Raw genomic sequence first — 15,922 nt, forward strand, 5'->3', positions numbered from 1 at the left:
TTGTTAGTACGATTGAAGTGTTTGACCGTGCGAAAGGATTAGAGATTAAAACGGCAAATTCCTTATTAAGGAAATTCATTTCTTAATAGGAGGTGGTCCGTTTATGCTGTCTGTCGATGCATGGTTTTACATTTATTTTGCAACTGGAGCAGTGGTTGTTTTTCTCATCGGTTGCGGGATTGCCAAGAAAACACAAAAGCAGGACAGTGGCTTTTCGTTTATCCTGCTGATGAGCGTGGTGTTGTTTGCGGCTCTAGCTTACTGGTTCAACGGTGCGGCTAAAGAAGTGTTCATGGGAACATTACCTTGGCTGATCAATCTCATATTCGGCGGCGTACTTCTGATCATGTTCCTTGCCGGTTCGAAAATGATGTTCAAAAGAATATAAAGGTCAGTTGCAATCGACGGACGGTTTCTTTCATAGGACCATCCGTATGTACGTGGTTAAAGAGGGTGACGACTCCCTCGTCGTTCGATGACGAGAATGTGATCCGTGATTTCTTCCGGTTCGTCGTCGAACGGATCATACGTGATTCGTTCGGACAACCGGATTTGGTATTGCTCCAAACCCTCGATGGTTTGCAAATAGTCCGGCAATCTTTCGGTCAGATCCGTTAACGTTGAATCGGTAAAAGGAAAATTATCGTCGTTCGGATTATTTGTATGGATGAAAACCGCGTCCGATCCTGCATCCAGCTGGGACAGTTCGATCCAGAGCTGGTACGGTTGTCCCCACGTTTGAAGAGCGGTGTTTAACTCATCCATCAGATGAAACAAGGCCTGGACATGTGCTGTTCGCATCTTAAGGTGACCGTTTCCGTGTCCGTCAAAATCGAGGTGGACGTGCCAAAAATCGAACCAGCTGTCAGGACTGAAATCGAGCGGATGGGCGCTGAGTTGTTGTTCTTTTTGAAGATTTCGGAAGTAGCGCCGTTTGCCTCTGAATTTTTTCATCTGGATCAATCCTTTCCGACTATAAATATTCTTATGGATGTTTGCTTGAAATGTTATTTGTCTAATGCCTGACGGCTCCTTATACTTAAAGTATCGCAGGAAAAGGAGCGAACACAATGATAGATTTTGAATGGTACCGGAGCTTCATCCATGTGTACCAACAACGTTCGGTCTCAGCGGCCGCACGGATTCGGTTTTTGACGCAACCCGCCGTTAGCCAGCATATCGCGGCCCTCGAGGCGGAATTGCAAAGCTCGTTGTTCATTCGCGCCCCGCGGCAGATGGTTCCGACTGATGCCGGCAAGGAGCTGTATACGCAAGTCGTCGGTTTGATTGACCGCTTGGAAGAACTGTCGCTCGAAATGAAATATGTCGCAGGTGAACAAGTGCGTCCGCTGTTGAAGTTCGGTGGACCGACCGAGTTCATCACCCACGAAGTGATTCCGGTCCTGCCGCTTGATCTCGCCCAGTACATCGGCGATTTCGGCTTGACCGACCAATTGCTGAAGCGGCTCGCCATAGGTGAACTCGACTTTGTCATCTCGACGAAACGAATCGAGGAACCGGGTATTCAGTATGTCCCGATTGCTGACGAAACCTTTTTCCTCGTCGCCCCTTACGCCTGGGAACAACCGGACGATGATTTGAAGAGCTGGATGGATCGACAGCCGTGGATCAGTTACGGACTCGAACTGCCGATCATCCGCCGTTATTACCAGACACAGTTTGGAGAACGGCCGGACATTCGACCGGAGATGGTGTTGCCGAACGTCGATGCCATATTAAAAGCTGTTGCTTCTTCGCATGGTGTCAGTGTGTTGCCGGATTATTTGATTCGTCAAGCGCTTAAAGACGAAACGATTCAAGTCATCGCACCGGAACGTTTTGCGACGAACCACATCTACATGGCGTACCGGACGGAGTCGCGGCATGATCCGTTGATACTCGATATTTTAGCTGCCCTGCAACATAAAAAGTAGGATCCAATTGGGGATCCTACTTTTTTAATGAAAGGTATTAAGTTCTGCTCGAAATTACATGATTTCGTCTAAGAAAGTCAGTTTCCGGTCAAGAACCAACGCTGCAGTCTGTGTCCGGTACGTTTGATAATGATTTGAGGCGATATGTGCATCAAAGGCGAGCTGATCCTGCCACTGTTCGTAAAAGACGAAGTGGTCTGATGCACCGGTTTCACGGTGGAAGGTATACTGCAGACAACCGGCTTCTGCACGGGACGGGGCGATGACTGCTTTGACGGCATCAAGGAACGCGTCACCTTGCCCTGGCTTGACCTGAATCTGGGCGATGAGAATAACCATTGCTTTTATCTCCTTTCATAAATGGGACCCGCCTGAATATAGGCGGGTCCCTTGTGGATTAGTTAAGCGTCTTGATGACGGCATTTGCGACGGCAACTGTAGATTGCGGGTTTTGACCGGTTACAAGATTCCCGTCGACTTGGACGTTTTCTGTGAAGTTGTCGGCGACGATGATGTTCGCACCAAGTTCACGGAGACGTGTCTCAAGCAGGAACGGCATGTAGATGTCGAGTCCTGTCGCGCGTTCTTCTTCATCCGTGAATGTTGCGATTGTTTTACCGGAGACGAGTGGTGTTCCGTCTGTCAATGTCGCACTGACGAGTCCAGCTGGTCCATGGCAGACGGCAGCAATCGTTTTACCCGCTTCAAACAACGTCCGCAGTGCGTGGTTCAAGGCATCACTGTTTGGTAAATCAAACATCGTCCCGTGACCACCCGGCATGAAGATGGCATCAAACGCGCTGAAGTCTCTGATGGATTTCAGGTCGAGTGTGTTTTCGAGCAATGGAGCCGTCGCTTGAATGTCTGCCGGTACTTCGTCTTCGAGGCTGCGGGCGTCGATTGGCGAAAGTCCACCGTTTGGACTGGCGACCGTAATCGTATAGCCTGCTTTTTGGAACGCAACATAGGCTTCACCGAACTCGGATAACCAAATGCCGGTCGCATGTCCTTCTTTCATTTCGCTGGCGTTTGTGACGACCATTAATACGTGTTTACTCATGTTTATTTCCTCCTTGGATGTGTTCAGTGATTCGCTACGTGATTAGAATAGCGCGTAGTTGATGTAAAAACAAATTAATAAAAATAGAGCTATCCATAAATAAATTTATAGATAAGTTTGTAGAAAAGGAAAACGTCTATAGAAACAATATTTTAATTTGATTACGCTTTCAAATAAAACATTGTTTCTATTCAAAGTGCTTGTTATACTAACGGTGAACGCAGGGGAAGTACCAACGGCGATTAGAAAACGCTAAACAGTGGATGTAAAAGCAGGTCAAGCAGGGGTTAAAACAAAAGGGGAGCTGAGCACATGGGACAGAAACTCAACTGGACGGCAACACTCGGATTGACGACGGCGCTACTCGCTGCGTCGCTACCGATGCAACCGGTCGCGGCGGAAACGACAACCTCCGTCACGGAGCGGGTCGACGCACAACTCGATCAGATGACGCTCGAACAGAAAATCGGACAAATGATCATGCCGGATTTCCGGCTGTGGGACGGGGGCGACCATACGCAGCTGGCACCGGAAGTCGGACGGGTCATCGACCGGTTTGATTTAGGCGGCGTCATCTTGTTTGCGGAAAATGTCAGTGCAACGGAACAGACGACGAAACTGGTCCATGACTTGCAGGAAGTCATCAAAAGTGACGCGAGTAACGACATTCCGCTGTTCGTGACGATTGACCAGGAAGGCGGCATCGTGACACGCCTCGGGACGGGGACGAATTTACCGGGCAACATGGCAATCGGGGCGACCCGCAGTCCGGCTTATGCGGAAGCGGCAGGCGGTATCATCGGGTCCGAGTTGAAGGCCCTCGGCATCAACGTCAACTTTGGTCCGGTCCTAGACGTCAACAACAACCCGGGCAATCCGGTCATCGGCGTCCGCTCGTTTTCGAGTAATCCGAACCTGGTTGGGGAACTCGGTTCGGCGATGACACACGGCATCCAGGAGCAAGGGGTCGTTGCGACGGCGAAACACTTCCCGGGACACGGGGATACGGCGGTCGATTCGCATTACGGTCTGTCGGTCGTCGATAAATCACTTGAAGCATTACAACAGCTTGAACTGATTCCGTTTAAACGGGCGATTGCGGAAGGCATCGACATGATCATGACGGCACATATCGGCATGCCGCAAATTGAAGATGAGGTCGTCGAGTCAAAACAAGGGACGTTCCCGTTACCGGCGACGTTGTCGGATGACGTCATCACCGGTGTCCTGCGCGAAGAACTCGGCTATGACGGACTTGTCGTCACCGATGCCTTGAACATGCAGGCGATTGCCGACAACTTCACGGAGTCGGAAGCCGTCATCAAGACGTTTCAGGCCGGGGGCGATATCGCCTTGATGCCGACGATTTTAAGATCTGCGAACGATCTGACGAAACTGGAGACGATTTTTGACGATGTGATTGCAGCCGTTGAAGCCGGTCAATTATCGGAAGCAACGATTGACGCATCCGTCGAACGAATTTTGACACTCAAAGCAAAACGCGGCATTTGGAACGAAACAGTCGACGCGGCGACGCTCGACGAAAAACTCGTACAAGCAAAAACGGTCGTCGGCAGTCCGGAGCATAAAGCACTTGAACGAGAAATGACGGAAGCCGCGGTCACGCTCGTCAAGAATGATAAGAAAACACTGCCGCTCAAACCGAAGAAAGGCGAGACGATCCTCGTCCTGTCACCGGCAAAAGATCAGACGGACAGTATGGTCAAGACGATCCGGTCGCTTGAGAAAAACGCCGGTAACCTGAAACACGTCAACATCGTGACGGAAAATTATACGGCGTCGACGCCGCACCTGGATCAAAATCCGAATCTGCAGGAAAAGCTGGATGCGGCGGACTACATCATCGTCGGCTCAAACGTCAACAACAGTGACAAGCTGAAAGCGACGGCGGCGGATCATTATGTACCGGCGGAAGTCTTCCGTCAGGCGAAACGGACCAACACACCGTCCGTCCTGCTCAGTCTCCGGAATCCGTATGATGTCGCCGTGCAACCGGACGCGAAAGCGCAACTGCTTGTCTACGGTTTCAAAGGAGATCCGAATGGACCGGATTCGGAAGCCGGGAACACGAAATCGGCCGGACCGAATTTACTGGCAGGAATCCGTGCCATATTTGGTGAAGTGAAACCACAGGGAAAACTGCCGGTCGATGTCCCGAAATTTGAGGACGGTCTGTTTAAAGAGGCGCTTCATCTCGAGTTTGGAGACGGGTTCCGGAACTGGAACCGGTAAGTGTAAAGGGAATAGGTGAGCTCAATCAATCGGATTGGGCTTTCGCTATTGACTTTTTTTGCAATAAAATTTTAATGATTTGTTAAGTGGAGTAAACTAAAGTTTTTTAAGGGTTACATAGTGAGTAGAGAGGGTGTTGACGATGTTAGATAAATTAGCGACAGAACGACGAAACGCACGAACGATGCACCTGGACGACATGGCGGTCGAAGAGGTTCTGCGTGTCATGAATGAAGAAGATACGACAGTTGCGAGCATCATCCGACAAGAGATTCCGGTGATTGCAGAAGTCGTCAAACAGATCATTACGTCGTTTCAGGCCGGTGGGCGCCTAATCTACATTGGAGCCGGGACGAGCGGACGACTCGGTGTCCTCGACGCGGCGGAATGTGTGCCGACGTTCGGTGTCTCGCCGGACATGGTCGTCGGACTGATTGCGGGTGGCGAACGGGCACTGATTCAAGCCGTCGAAGGGGCGGAAGACAGTCAGACGCTTGCCGTCGAAGATTTACAGGCACTTAAAGTAAACGTAAACGACACCGTCATCGGCATCGCTGCGAGCGGACGGACACCGTATGTCATCGGCGGACTGGATTATGCACACGAAGTCGGTGCGACGACGGCTGCCCTGTCCTGTAACAAACAAGCAGTCATCAGTAAGCACGCGCAGTACAAGATTGAAGTCGAAACCGGACCGGAAGTCTTGACCGGTTCGACTCGACTCAAGGCAGGCACGGCACAAAAACTTGTCCTGAACATGATTTCGACGGCGGCGATGATCGGCGTCGGAAAGGTGTATCAAAACTTGATGGTCGACGTCCAGTCGACGAACGAAAAGTTAGAAGTCCGTGCGAAACGGATGATCGTCGAAGCGACCGGGGTTGACGGAGAGACGGCAGCGCGTACTTTCACTTCGGCGAACGGTCACGTCAAGACGGCGATCGTGATGATTTTAGCCGACATATCGTATGATGAAGCAGTCGAACGCTTGCACCGCGCAAACGGATTCGTCCGTGATGCACTTTAAGGGGGGATAAAAGATGAAAAAAGAAGAAATCTTGGCGGAAGCCATCCTCGCACAGGTCGGGGGAACGGATAACATTCGGCAACTTGCCCACTGCATGACACGGGTCCGGTTGTCGCTGAAAGACCCGACGAAAGCAGACATCGAGGCACTTAAACAAATCGACGGTGTCATGGGTGTCATCGATGACGAGACGTTACAACTCGTCGTCGGACCGGGGACGGTCAACCGGGTCGCGGATCATCTCAGCCGCACGACAGGACTTGCAATCGGTGAGGAATCGGTCGACGAAAACTTGACGTTCGAGGAACGGGCCGCGATCGAACGGCAAAAAGTTAAAGAGAAACAAAAGTCCCCGTTCAAGCGCTTCTTACGCCGGATCGGGAACATCTTCATCCCGCTCATCCCGGGACTGGTCGCATCCGGAATCATCAACGGCGGAGCGAACTTCGCGAAGAATGCCGGAGTCGATGCAACAGTGACCTGGATGCAGATTCTATTGTTACTCGGAAGTACCGTCTTTGCCTACTTAGCGATCCTCGTCGGCTGGAACACGGCGAAGGAGTTTGGCGGCACACCTGTCCTCGGAGCGATTGCCGGCGGGATTCTATTTAATCCGTTACTCGTCGACATCGTTATTTACGGGGAACCGCTCGTCGTCGGTCGGGGTGGGTTGTTTGGTGTCATCTTTGCCGCCTGGCTGATGACCTATCTTGAAAAACACATCCGCCGCTTCATGCCGGTCTCGATCGATATCATCTTTACACCGCTGTTTACGGTCTTGATTGTCGGCTTTACGGCACTTTATGCAATCATGCCGGTCGCCGGCATCTTGTCCGACGGCATCATGTTAGGCATCAATGCAACGCTTGAAGTCGGTGGACCACTCGCCGGTGCCGTGCTCGCCGGATTCTTCCTGCCGCTCGTCATGGTCGGTCTCCATCATGGCTTGACACCGATTCATTTGGAGCTCCTGAACACGATTGGCGATACGCCACTCTTACCGATTCTCGCGATGGCAGGTGCCGGACAAGTCGGGGCGGCACTGGCGATTTTCGTCAAGACGCGGAATCAGCGTTTACGTAACATCATCAAGGGGGCGATTCCGGTCGGTTTCCTCGGAATCGGTGAACCGCTATTGTACGGGGTCACGTTGCCGCTCGGTCGTCCATTCTTGACGGCTTGTATGGGAGCGGCCGTCGGTGGCGCGTTCCAGGCGACGATGAAGACGACGGCGCTTGGAATCGGTGTATCCGGTCTATCATTGACACCGTTGATTGATAACGGGATGTACTTGACGTATATCGCTGGTCTCGTCATCTCATACGCGGCAGGGTTCCTGTTTACGTATTGGTTTGGCTTTAAGGAGGAAATGGCAGACGGGATTTAACGGGGATAGAGGATTTCAGAAGAAATAAAAGGATGGAAGATCACGGTTGAGGTGATGTTCCATCTTTTTTTTGGCTCCCGGCCCATTCAAAATCAATGAGCAAAAAACTGATTCACTGATTTATCGGACTTCAGCTGATTCCGGATCAGCTTTTTCAAGTCCTGTTCCTGTTCGATTGTGCTGAGTTGCGTGTTGTACCACCCATCAAGCTGTTCCCGCGTCACCTTGAAGGTATAGTCCGGGAACGAAAAGGTGATGTGGTCGACATTATCGACAAGTGCAAAGAGATAGGTTGCATTATACAAGACCGTTTCTTTGATTTCTTGTTCGACTTCTTCTGTCTCAATTTCTTTATAGTCTAAAGTGATTCCGTACGGTGTTTGTTTGGTTTCAAGAGCGATCTGTCGCAACTCTTGATGGTGTGCCAATTGCTTGACGATCGTTCCGACAGCACTGTTATCGCCGACATAAGTATGTTTGTAGTGGAACAGGTCCACCTTTGAATCAGCACGTTGGCTGTAGCCGTTCCAAATCAGTACGAGGCAGACAATCGACAGCAATGGGATTAAAATTCGTTTCATTGATAATCGCTCCTTTAAGTATCTCCTCCTCATGGTATCATAATTTGTAGAATACCTCCTAAAAAATTCTTATATTGGTACTTTAGTAACAATTCGTTAAGAGCAAATATCCAGTCAATCAAGAGGAGTGAAGCAGATGAAAGGACTCGCCGTTTATTTAAGTGAACCATTGACTGATGAGGCGAAAGACAACATCCGGCAGATGCGGACAATTGGTTTTACCTCAATCTTTACCTCATTACATATTCCGGAAGACGACCCGACGCTGTATACGGAGCGCTTGCGGGACCTCGGGGCGTTCGCTCGGGAGCTCGAGATGGAACTCGTCGCGGATATCGCACCGAGTTCGCTTGCCGCACTCGGCAAGACGTGGGACGATGCTGCTACCTTAATCGAATGGGGCGTGACCGGACTGCGGGTCGACTACGGCGTGACACCGAAGCAGGTCGCGGACTTGTCAAAACAGATGATGGTCGCCTTAAACGCTAGTACATTGACGGCAGAAGAGCTCGCTGCGATGAAAGCAGAGGGGCTTGTCCTTGAGCAGATCGAGGCCTGGCACAACTATTATCCGCGACCGGAAACAGGACTCGATCTGGGCTGGTTCAATGATAAAAATGAATGGCTCCGTGGGCAGGGAATCCGTGTCCAAGCGTTCATTCCGGGAGACGGACAACGGCGTGGTCCACTTTACGAAACGTTACCGACGCTCGAAGTCCACCGCAGGAGATCACCGTTTGCCTGTTATCTCGAGCTTCAAGCATCCGTCGACCGGATTCTGATTGGGGACCCGGGTTTGTCGGCGAGCACGATGAACCAGTTTGCTGCCTATCAGGAGGGAATCATTGTCCTCCGGGCGACGGGTCCAAGCGGTGATCCGTTGTTGACGCGCGTACAGACGAATCGACTGGATCCGGCACGCGACGTCATCCGGTCCGTCGAGTCGCGTAGCTCCGGTCGGCCGGGCAATGGATTATTAGAACCCGCGACCGTATCAGACCGGCCTGTCGGCTCGATCACGATCGACAATCTTAAGTACGGACGGTACGCCGGCGAATTGCAAGTCACGAAACGGAATCTTGCGGGCGACGAACGGGTCAATGTCATCGGTCGCGTGATCGAGGCGGATCGGCCGTTGCTGCAACAGATTGGACCCGGGGGACGGTTTCAAATCGAATGGTGCTGATCGTAGTGGCCTAACAGCAGGTCACGTAAGAAGAGACGTCCATGCCTTGCATATGCTCGGCGTGGGACGTCTCTTGTTGTTTTTGTGCAAGCTATCATGATTAGCTCCATGTCATCTATCTCGTGAAGGGGGCGGAAACATCATCCGTTGACCAGTTTTTCCGAATCGCTTCAAGGACAACCTCCGGATCATCCCAGTGCAAGATGTGGGAAGTTGACGGAGCAGATATTACCGTCCCACCGGTTTTCTCCTGCCAGATGGCAATCGCTTCTTGGCGGAACGGTTCATCCGAGACGGGTAACGTCGCCCGCAGCAACAGCACGTTTTCCCCCGGGACGTCGTCGAGGAAGTCGAGAATTTCGTCCTGATACATTGCCGCCAGGATCGCACGCGCCGTTTTCGCACGGGCATGCCAGTAATACCGTCCGTCCTGCATCCGGACGAAATCTTGTCCGGCCAAGTCAAGTAACGGCGACCGGCGCATCTTCGGTCCATAGACAGCGACGTCTAAAAACTCTTCGAGTGTCGCAACCGATTCTTCGAAGTCGGTCTCGTAAAAGGCAGCTTCTTGCTCGAGCGGTGTGCCGCGCAATCGTTTACTCTGATACCCACCGTCAATCAAAATCGAGCCGCGGACCCGCTCCGGCTGTTCCTTCTGATAAAAGAGCGCGATGAAACTACCCCAGGAGTGCGAGAGAAAATAGAAATCTTGGATTTGTAGAAGTTCAAACAGTTGGTTCAGCCAATCGGAGAAGCGGGCAAACCGGTAGTCGTTTTCGTCTGCGAACGGTTCCGTTTTTCCGTGACCCGGGGCGTCAATCGAAACAATCCGGTAGTCATGTTTCAAGGCATCAGCCAGTTCAATGAAGATGAGGCTTGTTCCGCCGAGGCCGTGCAGGCAAAAAATCACCGGACGGTCCGGTTCGCCCCATTCGGTGACCAGTGTAGAGGTACCTGCGCATTCAATGTTATACCGTTTCATTTGACTTCCTCCGTTTCGATAGGTGAGTTCTTACTTTTTAACCATTATTATACATCATTTACTTTATACTGAAGCTAAGAAATTGAAGGGAAACACTATGGAGGGAATGCGGAATGAAAATTACAGTTGCGACACTTTGGACGGATCAGGTAAAACCGATGCAGGACTTTTACACTGGGACACTTAGTTTTCCGCTCGTCGAGGAAACGGAAACATCCTTTGCGGTCCAAATCGGAACGAGTCAGCTTCGGTTTGAACAGGACACGATGCAGGAAGAGAAACAATATCACTTTGCGTTCAATATTCCGGGAGATGCGTTTCAGCTGGCGAAGAATTGGTTGCAGCAGCACGTACCGTTATTGATCGAGGACGGTGCGGACGAAATCTATTTCGAAAACATCGATGCCCATTCCGTCTACTTTTACGATCCGGACGAGAACGTCGTCGAATTGATTGCCCGGCGTGATGTCAATCCGGATAAGTCGCTTTCAACGTTTAGCGTACAGGATATACTCGATATCGGTGAAATGAACGTGACGACGCCGGACGTCGCCGGTGTCGGGGCAAGATTTGCTGAACTGGGTATCGTTCGGCGGGATCTTCAGCCGATCAAACCGGATGTCCTGAACTTCCTCGGAGAAGCGGAAGACGGAACCCATCTGTTGCTCGGGCGCGCCGGACGGCCGTGGTTATTTTCACCGAAAATAGCGCTGACGAGTCCGCTCGAGTTAGAGATCGATAATCAGATGCATGTCCGACTTGATCGGGAGGGTGTGCTGCATCGTAAATAAGAGGTAGAACTGTGTCTACGCGATTAAAAATATGTTAATGACGTCTAAAAGAGGAGAGTGAATCATGAAAAGAGTCAATGTGTTCAGGCGTTTTCTAGCTGCTGCTTTTCTGTTGTATGGAGGATACTTAGCTGTATTTGAAGGACCGGACACGCTCAGCATCGCTTTAATTTTAGCGGGCATTACCCAGTTAACGGTTGATTTAGTTTTTCCGAAGAACGATTCGGTTGATGAGCGGCAACGGTCCGTCCAGTCGAAAAGTGGCAGTACATCTTATGCTTTAAGTATTGTGTATGCGTTCTCTCTCTTAGCGCTCGTTCACTTTAATCTCATTCAACATGTCATGACGGCGTTATTGATCATGTTTAGCTTGCAAATGCTTACGTACACGGCAATGCTGTTCTTGTATAAACGCGTTATGTAGTAAAGATTAAAAATTGTTAAAAACGACGCTAGCAAGCTCCTAATGCCCGAACGCTTGGCGACCGTTAGCGACGGACGGACGTTTACTGATTGACAACGTATTTGTAATGTATTTAGTGAAGGTACATTGAAAGGAGAAGATGGTTTTGAATAAATACTATATGGCTGCCATCGTAGCGATCATCATATCGGCTGTATTATTCTTTACGAGTACATATGAGACAAAAGCAGGTGCAGTAATGCTAGCCATTTGTGTAGGTGCATTTGTAAAATTTACTGCAGATGGTGTATTGTCGACTGCTAAAAAATAAGTCTTAAAATAATTTGAATTGAGGCTGGAACAGAGCACGGTTTCGAGGGTATTTTTCTATGAGGAAAACCGAAGATGAAACGTAAACTAGGCTTCACTCTTGTAGTGGCAAACCTGAGAAAGTGGCCCATTCAGACTATTGCCTGAGGGCCAATCTGATAATATAGAACGAAAAAAGAAGGAATTGCGCATCTATGACGATGGCAATTCCTTCTTTCCATTCTAAGTCAGCTAGTCATATCGCATTCTAATAGTATTCCGACAGCTGCTCTCGTGACGCTTCCGTTAAATAACCGAGCGACAAGAAGCTTTGAACGAAGCGGAAAGAATCCGCAGGTTGATTCGGCGCCAGGTCGTCAGCGAAGTGATGCGGTGTCTTGTGCACCTCGATGCCGGCAGCCTGCAGTTTGACGAAGTCAAAGTCGAGGACGACCGTATCCGTCTCGTCCCAAGGGGGTTCTGAGTTCGAATAGAACTGATGGACGGTCTGTGCGAGTTGATTTGTTATAGGGTTCAGCTCAAACAGTAAATAACCGCTATGCGGACTTTCCGTGTGAAGGTTTGTAGAGATGCCGCCCCGGGCAACGATTGCCGGTAAAAACTGACGATGGGTGTAGTGTCTGAGAATCATGCCGGCCGGCCTCCTTTTGCTATCAAAATTGACTGTTTTGCATTTTGTTCAACAATTGATCAAACGTTTGATGATCGTTTTTCGTAAAGGACTGAAAGTAACGCTCGTCGATGACTTCGATGACCGGCGCGGATGCCTGGACGAGTGTTTCCCCGTCCGCCGTCAGAACGATCCGTTTTTCACGGTCAATCCGTTTACGGGTTAAGAGTCGGTTTTGCATCAGTTTTTTAAGCGTCTGTGAAATCGATCCGCTCGAGAGCTCGAGTGTCGTCTCAAGCGACTTTTGTGTCGCGCTCTCTAGTTGGTACAACGTATAGAGCATATCGAATTGAGAACGTGAGAGTTCCCATTGTTTTAACGTATCATTGACTTCTTTGACGTAACGATTGTGGATGCGTTGGATCGATTGCCAGTGTCCAATCGATGAAAAGGCAGCATGTGGATTCATCGAACTTCCCCTTCCTGTTGTTGTGTACTATGGAGCTGCATTACAAGTTGATGTAACGCGTGTTGTTGCGATGTGGTCAAGGCATGAAATTGATTCGCTTGAAAACGTTCGTACTTCGGTAAGACTTCGTTTAAAAACCGTTCTCCAGCCGGTGTCAGATGGAAATAGTTGACCTTGCGGTGACGTTGTTTTTCGATCAGTCGCTTGGCGAACAGCTTTTTAATCCCTTGAGAGATCGTCCCGTCCGTGACATGAATCAGGCGGGCGATTTCTTTTTGACTTGTACACGTCGTCGACTTTAAGCAGCGCAAGACCTCGAACATCGTGTGCGAGAGGTCCCACGTCTTTAAGAAGGCATTGACTTGTTTCGTTTGATGATTGTGGTACGTCGTAATCGTGTTCCAGCATGCGATCGGTAATGTCTCTGTATTGGGTTGCATATGTAACCTCTTGTTTTAAAGTGATAGTACGATTTGATTAGATACAAAATAACACAAAAAAGGGGGCGGGACTAGCTCTTATTTTTGGAAAAAACACATCGCTGTACAATACTTGTTCCAGTAGCAGGACAGGCGTTGTATAGCGATGTGTTTTTAATCGGCGCTTTGCTTGTTTACATTGTCTGCCGGGTGACGGCCCCAAGCTAAATAAAGGAGAGGGCCGATGTAATTGACACTGAAAATGGTGAGACCCCAAACCCACTTCGGTCCACGTGTCTGCTGACGCTTAAACAAATCGATACAAGCGACGGCGAGTAAACAAAACCCCGTCAAATAAATCGTTTTTTGTAAAAATGATTGAATATGATTCATAGTGTGTCACCGCACTCTCCAAAAATAATTGACGTTGATCATCAGATCGTTACGTCACAAAAAGTTCGGCATTGAAATTTTGAAGGATCAATGCATTTTGATGTAATTGAAAACCGTACCGGGTAAAACAATCTGTCGATACTTGGCCATGATGCGTGACGATTTCAAAGTCACCGCTGATTCGATAATAAAGATGACGTTTTTGTACATCATTAATCAAAGCTTCTAACAGAAGATTACGTTCGCCGAGTCCTTCTTTGCGGACGTGGACGTCAAGTAACGTAAAGGTTGCAACCTCTTTATGATTACAATGATACGTTTTAGTATATTCAATCGTCATGTGTGACCGGGATGAGATTAGCGACTTGGTCGTTTGCGGATTCTCTAATAGCGTGACGTAATAGATAAAATCTAACTTGTGTACATTGCGCGTAACTTGGACGACTTGATTTTCGTTGTTGTAAGCCAGTCCTATTAAAGATTCCTGTGGATGATCCTGAATCGTAAGGGAGCGGCTCCTGCATACATCCGGCCATTCATTTTCGGGAATCCATTTTAGTGCAGGCCTCCGGGGTGTCCTGATGAATTTCATAATATGCGTGGAACCTCCTTTTTGACTAGTACTTTGAATATACACTTTTTGGAAAAATTATAAAAGGAACGGTATTAATATTATTTAACCAAAATCAAAAAAATGGACAGGGGGAAAGCATCTTTTCATTCCAGGCGGTCATTTTCCTGGAAGATATACGTTTATCACACCTGTAAGAGGGAAAATTCGTGTTGAAGTGTATATCTAAAAAAAGGAAGTGTCCGTTCATGCAGAAAAATCAACAGCGTTATGCGTTGCGCAACCTCGGGTCCGGTTTTTTATTCGGTCTGGGTCTCGTCGCATTTTTAGACGAAGTCATTTTTCACCAATTGTTAGGCTGGCATCATTTTTATGACAAATCAACGACCGCGGTCGGACTGTTTTCCGATGGTCTGTTTCACGCATTCAGTTGGTTCGCGACAGTGGCAGCCCTGTTTCTAGTTGCGGACTTACGGAGACGATCCGCCTTTTGGATGAAGCGGTGGATCAGTGGTGTGATGATCGGCGGAGGTTTTTTCCAATTGTACGATGGTCTGATCAATCATAAAGTCTTCGCAATTCATCAAATTCGTTACGGTGTGGAACTTCTTCCGTATGATATCGCTTGGAATGCAATCGCTGCGCTTATTTTAGCGGGAGGGATTGTGTTATTCCTGCAGACCGGGAAACAACTGCGGACGACAGAGGAGGTAAAATAAGTGATGCATACGCATGAAGGCATGGGAAACGGTTTTGAAACGAGTGTGATGCTCCTCGTGCTCGTCTTACTTCTCGTTTATCCGGTTGCCGCCTGGAAAACGAACAATCACTACCGGCGCTGGCCAATCCATCGGTACGTGTTTTGGGGAAGCGGGATACTGAGTGCCGGTGCTGCGCTCGTCGGTCCGGTTGCAGACTGGGCACACATGAACTTCGCGGGACATATGACGGGGCATCTCTTACTCGGGATGCTCGCACCACTCCTGCTCGTGTTTGCGAAGCCGGTGACGTTATTGTTACGGACGCTACCCGTGCAGGCGGCAAGACGGGTGACGGGCGTCTTGAACAGTCAGCCGCTTGGTCTCTTGACGCACCCGATGACGGCAACGGTTTTAAACATCGGCGGCTTGTACCTGCTTTATACGACAGGACTCTATCCGATGATGCATCAGTCGACTGCACTCTATGCCCTGATTCATCTCCACGTCTTCCTGGCCGGTTACTTGTTTACAAGTGCCCTGATCTATATCGATTTGACGCCGCACCGCTACAGTCACGTCTACCGGGCGGGTATTTTAATACTGGCGTTGGCGGGGCATAAGATTCTTTCGAAATATCTCTACGCTCATCCACCCGGTGGAGTGGGGAAGGCGGAAGCGGAACAAGGGGCCATGCTGATGTATTACGGGGGAGATGTCGTTGATCTCGCGCTCATCATCATTCTCTGTTATCACTGGTACGAGGCGACGGCGCCGCGTTTACAAGCGTCAGAAACATTGGAAATGAGGAAGGACTGAAGGAAACGG

The 15,922-nt window shown here is 49.6% G+C and carries 21 protein-coding genes; 11 read left to right on the top strand and 10 right to left on the bottom strand.

Annotated elements, in window-relative coordinates:
- The first annotated feature begins 103 nt into the window (after positions 1–103).
- A complete protein-coding gene (locus tag KNP94_RS03245) occupies positions 104–388 on the top strand; it encodes a hypothetical protein (protein WP_214845546.1) in 285 nt (94 codons plus the stop codon).
- A 56-nt stretch (positions 389–444) separates the two neighbouring features.
- On the opposite strand, the gene KNP94_RS03250 is transcribed toward KNP94_RS03245, so the two are convergent.
- Entirely contained in the window at positions 445–954 is a 510-nt protein-coding gene (locus tag KNP94_RS03250) for a hypothetical protein (RefSeq protein WP_215115213.1), read from the bottom strand.
- Positions 955–1,070: 116 nt separating this feature from the next.
- On the opposite strand from KNP94_RS03250, the gene KNP94_RS03255 reads away from it, so the two are divergent.
- Positions 1,071–1,934, top strand: a complete 864-nt coding sequence (locus tag KNP94_RS03255; RefSeq protein WP_214765756.1) for a LysR family transcriptional regulator — start codon at positions 1,071–1,073, stop codon at positions 1,932–1,934.
- A 54-nt stretch (positions 1,935–1,988) separates the two neighbouring features.
- On the opposite strand, the gene KNP94_RS03260 is transcribed toward KNP94_RS03255, so the two are convergent.
- On the bottom strand, positions 1,989–2,273 hold the full coding sequence (locus KNP94_RS03260; protein WP_214765759.1) for a putative quinol monooxygenase: 285 nt from the start codon (positions 2,271–2,273) through the stop codon (positions 1,989–1,991).
- A gap of 58 nt (positions 2,274–2,331) precedes the next feature.
- A complete protein-coding gene (locus tag KNP94_RS03265) occupies positions 2,332–2,994 on the bottom strand; it encodes a type 1 glutamine amidotransferase domain-containing protein (RefSeq protein ID WP_215115214.1) in 663 nt (220 codons plus the stop codon).
- 312 nt (positions 2,995–3,306) lie between these two features.
- Between KNP94_RS03265 and KNP94_RS03270 the strand changes: the two genes are divergently transcribed.
- From KNP94_RS03270 to KNP94_RS03280, 3 genes are all read left to right on the top strand, one after another.
- Entirely contained in the window at positions 3,307–5,247 is a 1,941-nt protein-coding gene (locus KNP94_RS03270) for a glycoside hydrolase family 3 protein (RefSeq protein ID WP_215115215.1), read from the top strand.
- 142 nt (positions 5,248–5,389) lie between these two features.
- A complete protein-coding gene (murQ, locus tag KNP94_RS03275; protein WP_215115216.1) occupies positions 5,390–6,274 on the top strand; it encodes an N-acetylmuramic acid 6-phosphate etherase in 885 nt (294 codons plus the stop codon).
- 13 nt (positions 6,275–6,287) lie between these two features.
- Positions 6,288–7,661, top strand: coding sequence for a PTS transporter subunit EIIC (locus KNP94_RS03280; RefSeq protein ID WP_214807988.1), 1,374 nt, complete (start codon positions 6,288–6,290; stop codon positions 7,659–7,661).
- A gap of 92 nt (positions 7,662–7,753) precedes the next feature.
- On the opposite strand, the gene KNP94_RS03285 is transcribed toward KNP94_RS03280, so the two are convergent.
- Positions 7,754–8,242 (bottom strand): DUF4825 domain-containing protein, encoded by a 489-nt coding sequence (locus KNP94_RS03285; protein WP_214807990.1) that lies wholly within the window; start codon positions 8,240–8,242, stop codon positions 7,754–7,756.
- A 136-nt stretch (positions 8,243–8,378) separates the two neighbouring features.
- On the opposite strand from KNP94_RS03285, the gene KNP94_RS03290 reads away from it, so the two are divergent.
- Positions 8,379–9,428 (top strand): DUF871 domain-containing protein, encoded by a 1,050-nt coding sequence (locus KNP94_RS03290; protein ID WP_215115217.1) that lies wholly within the window; start codon positions 8,379–8,381, stop codon positions 9,426–9,428.
- 115 nt (positions 9,429–9,543) lie between these two features.
- On the opposite strand, the gene KNP94_RS03295 is transcribed toward KNP94_RS03290, so the two are convergent.
- A complete protein-coding gene (locus KNP94_RS03295) occupies positions 9,544–10,410 on the bottom strand; it encodes an alpha/beta fold hydrolase (RefSeq protein WP_215115218.1) in 867 nt (288 codons plus the stop codon).
- 113 nt (positions 10,411–10,523) lie between these two features.
- Here KNP94_RS03295 and KNP94_RS03300 point away from each other — a divergent pair, with 113 nt between their 5' ends.
- The 3 genes from KNP94_RS03300 to KNP94_RS03310 all read left to right on the top strand — a co-directional run bounded on the left by KNP94_RS03300 (position 10,524) and on the right by KNP94_RS03310 (position 11,935).
- Positions 10,524–11,201 carry a glyoxalase gene (locus KNP94_RS03300; protein WP_214769442.1) on the top strand — a complete coding sequence of 226 codons (678 nt, stop codon included), beginning with the start codon at positions 10,524–10,526 and terminating at the stop codon, positions 11,199–11,201.
- A 64-nt stretch (positions 11,202–11,265) separates the two neighbouring features.
- Positions 11,266–11,625: a DUF2178 domain-containing protein gene (locus tag KNP94_RS03305; RefSeq protein WP_214769439.1), complete on the top strand. Its 360-nt coding sequence runs from the start codon at positions 11,266–11,268 to the stop codon at positions 11,623–11,625.
- Between the two features lie 145 nt (positions 11,626–11,770).
- Positions 11,771–11,935: a hypothetical protein gene (locus KNP94_RS03310; protein ID WP_214769437.1), complete on the top strand. Its 165-nt coding sequence runs from the start codon at positions 11,771–11,773 to the stop codon at positions 11,933–11,935.
- Between the two features lie 246 nt (positions 11,936–12,181).
- Here the strand turns inward: KNP94_RS03310 and KNP94_RS03315 are convergent, their stop codons facing one another.
- The 5 genes from KNP94_RS03315 to KNP94_RS03335 form a co-directional block, all read right to left on the bottom strand.
- Entirely contained in the window at positions 12,182–12,565 is a 384-nt protein-coding gene (locus KNP94_RS03315; RefSeq protein ID WP_214769434.1) for a hypothetical protein, read from the bottom strand.
- 22 nt (positions 12,566–12,587) lie between these two features.
- The gene (locus KNP94_RS03320; RefSeq protein ID WP_088836956.1) at positions 12,588–13,013 is read right to left on the bottom strand and encodes a MarR family winged helix-turn-helix transcriptional regulator; all 426 of its coding nucleotides are present in this window, start codon (positions 13,011–13,013) and stop codon (positions 12,588–12,590) included.
- Positions 13,010–13,453 carry a MarR family winged helix-turn-helix transcriptional regulator gene (locus KNP94_RS03325; protein ID WP_214765795.1) on the bottom strand — a complete coding sequence of 148 codons (444 nt, stop codon included), beginning with the start codon at positions 13,451–13,453 and terminating at the stop codon, positions 13,010–13,012. Before KNP94_RS03325 ends, KNP94_RS03320 begins: the two co-directional genes overlap by 4 nt.
- Positions 13,454–13,606: 153 nt before the next feature.
- A complete protein-coding gene (locus tag KNP94_RS03330) occupies positions 13,607–13,825 on the bottom strand; it encodes a PLD nuclease N-terminal domain-containing protein (protein ID WP_088836958.1) in 219 nt (72 codons plus the stop codon).
- Positions 13,826–13,874: 49 nt separating this feature from the next.
- A complete protein-coding gene (locus tag KNP94_RS03335; protein ID WP_088836959.1) occupies positions 13,875–14,417 on the bottom strand; it encodes a hypothetical protein in 543 nt (180 codons plus the stop codon).
- A gap of 227 nt (positions 14,418–14,644) precedes the next feature.
- Here KNP94_RS03335 and KNP94_RS03340 point away from each other — a divergent pair, with 227 nt between their 5' ends.
- Positions 14,645–15,115, top strand: a complete 471-nt coding sequence (locus tag KNP94_RS03340; protein WP_088836960.1) for a DUF2243 domain-containing protein — start codon at positions 14,645–14,647, stop codon at positions 15,113–15,115.
- Positions 15,116–15,118: 3 nt separating this feature from the next.
- Positions 15,119–15,913, top strand: a complete 795-nt coding sequence (locus KNP94_RS03345) for a cytochrome c oxidase assembly protein (protein WP_215115450.1) — start codon at positions 15,119–15,121, stop codon at positions 15,911–15,913.
- The last annotated feature ends 9 nt before the right edge of the window (positions 15,914–15,922 follow it).

It is taken from the genome of Exiguobacterium sp. s80, from assembly GCF_018618725.1.
Taxonomy (GTDB): domain Bacteria; phylum Bacillota; class Bacilli; order Exiguobacteriales; family Exiguobacteriaceae; genus Exiguobacterium_A; species Exiguobacterium_A oxidotolerans.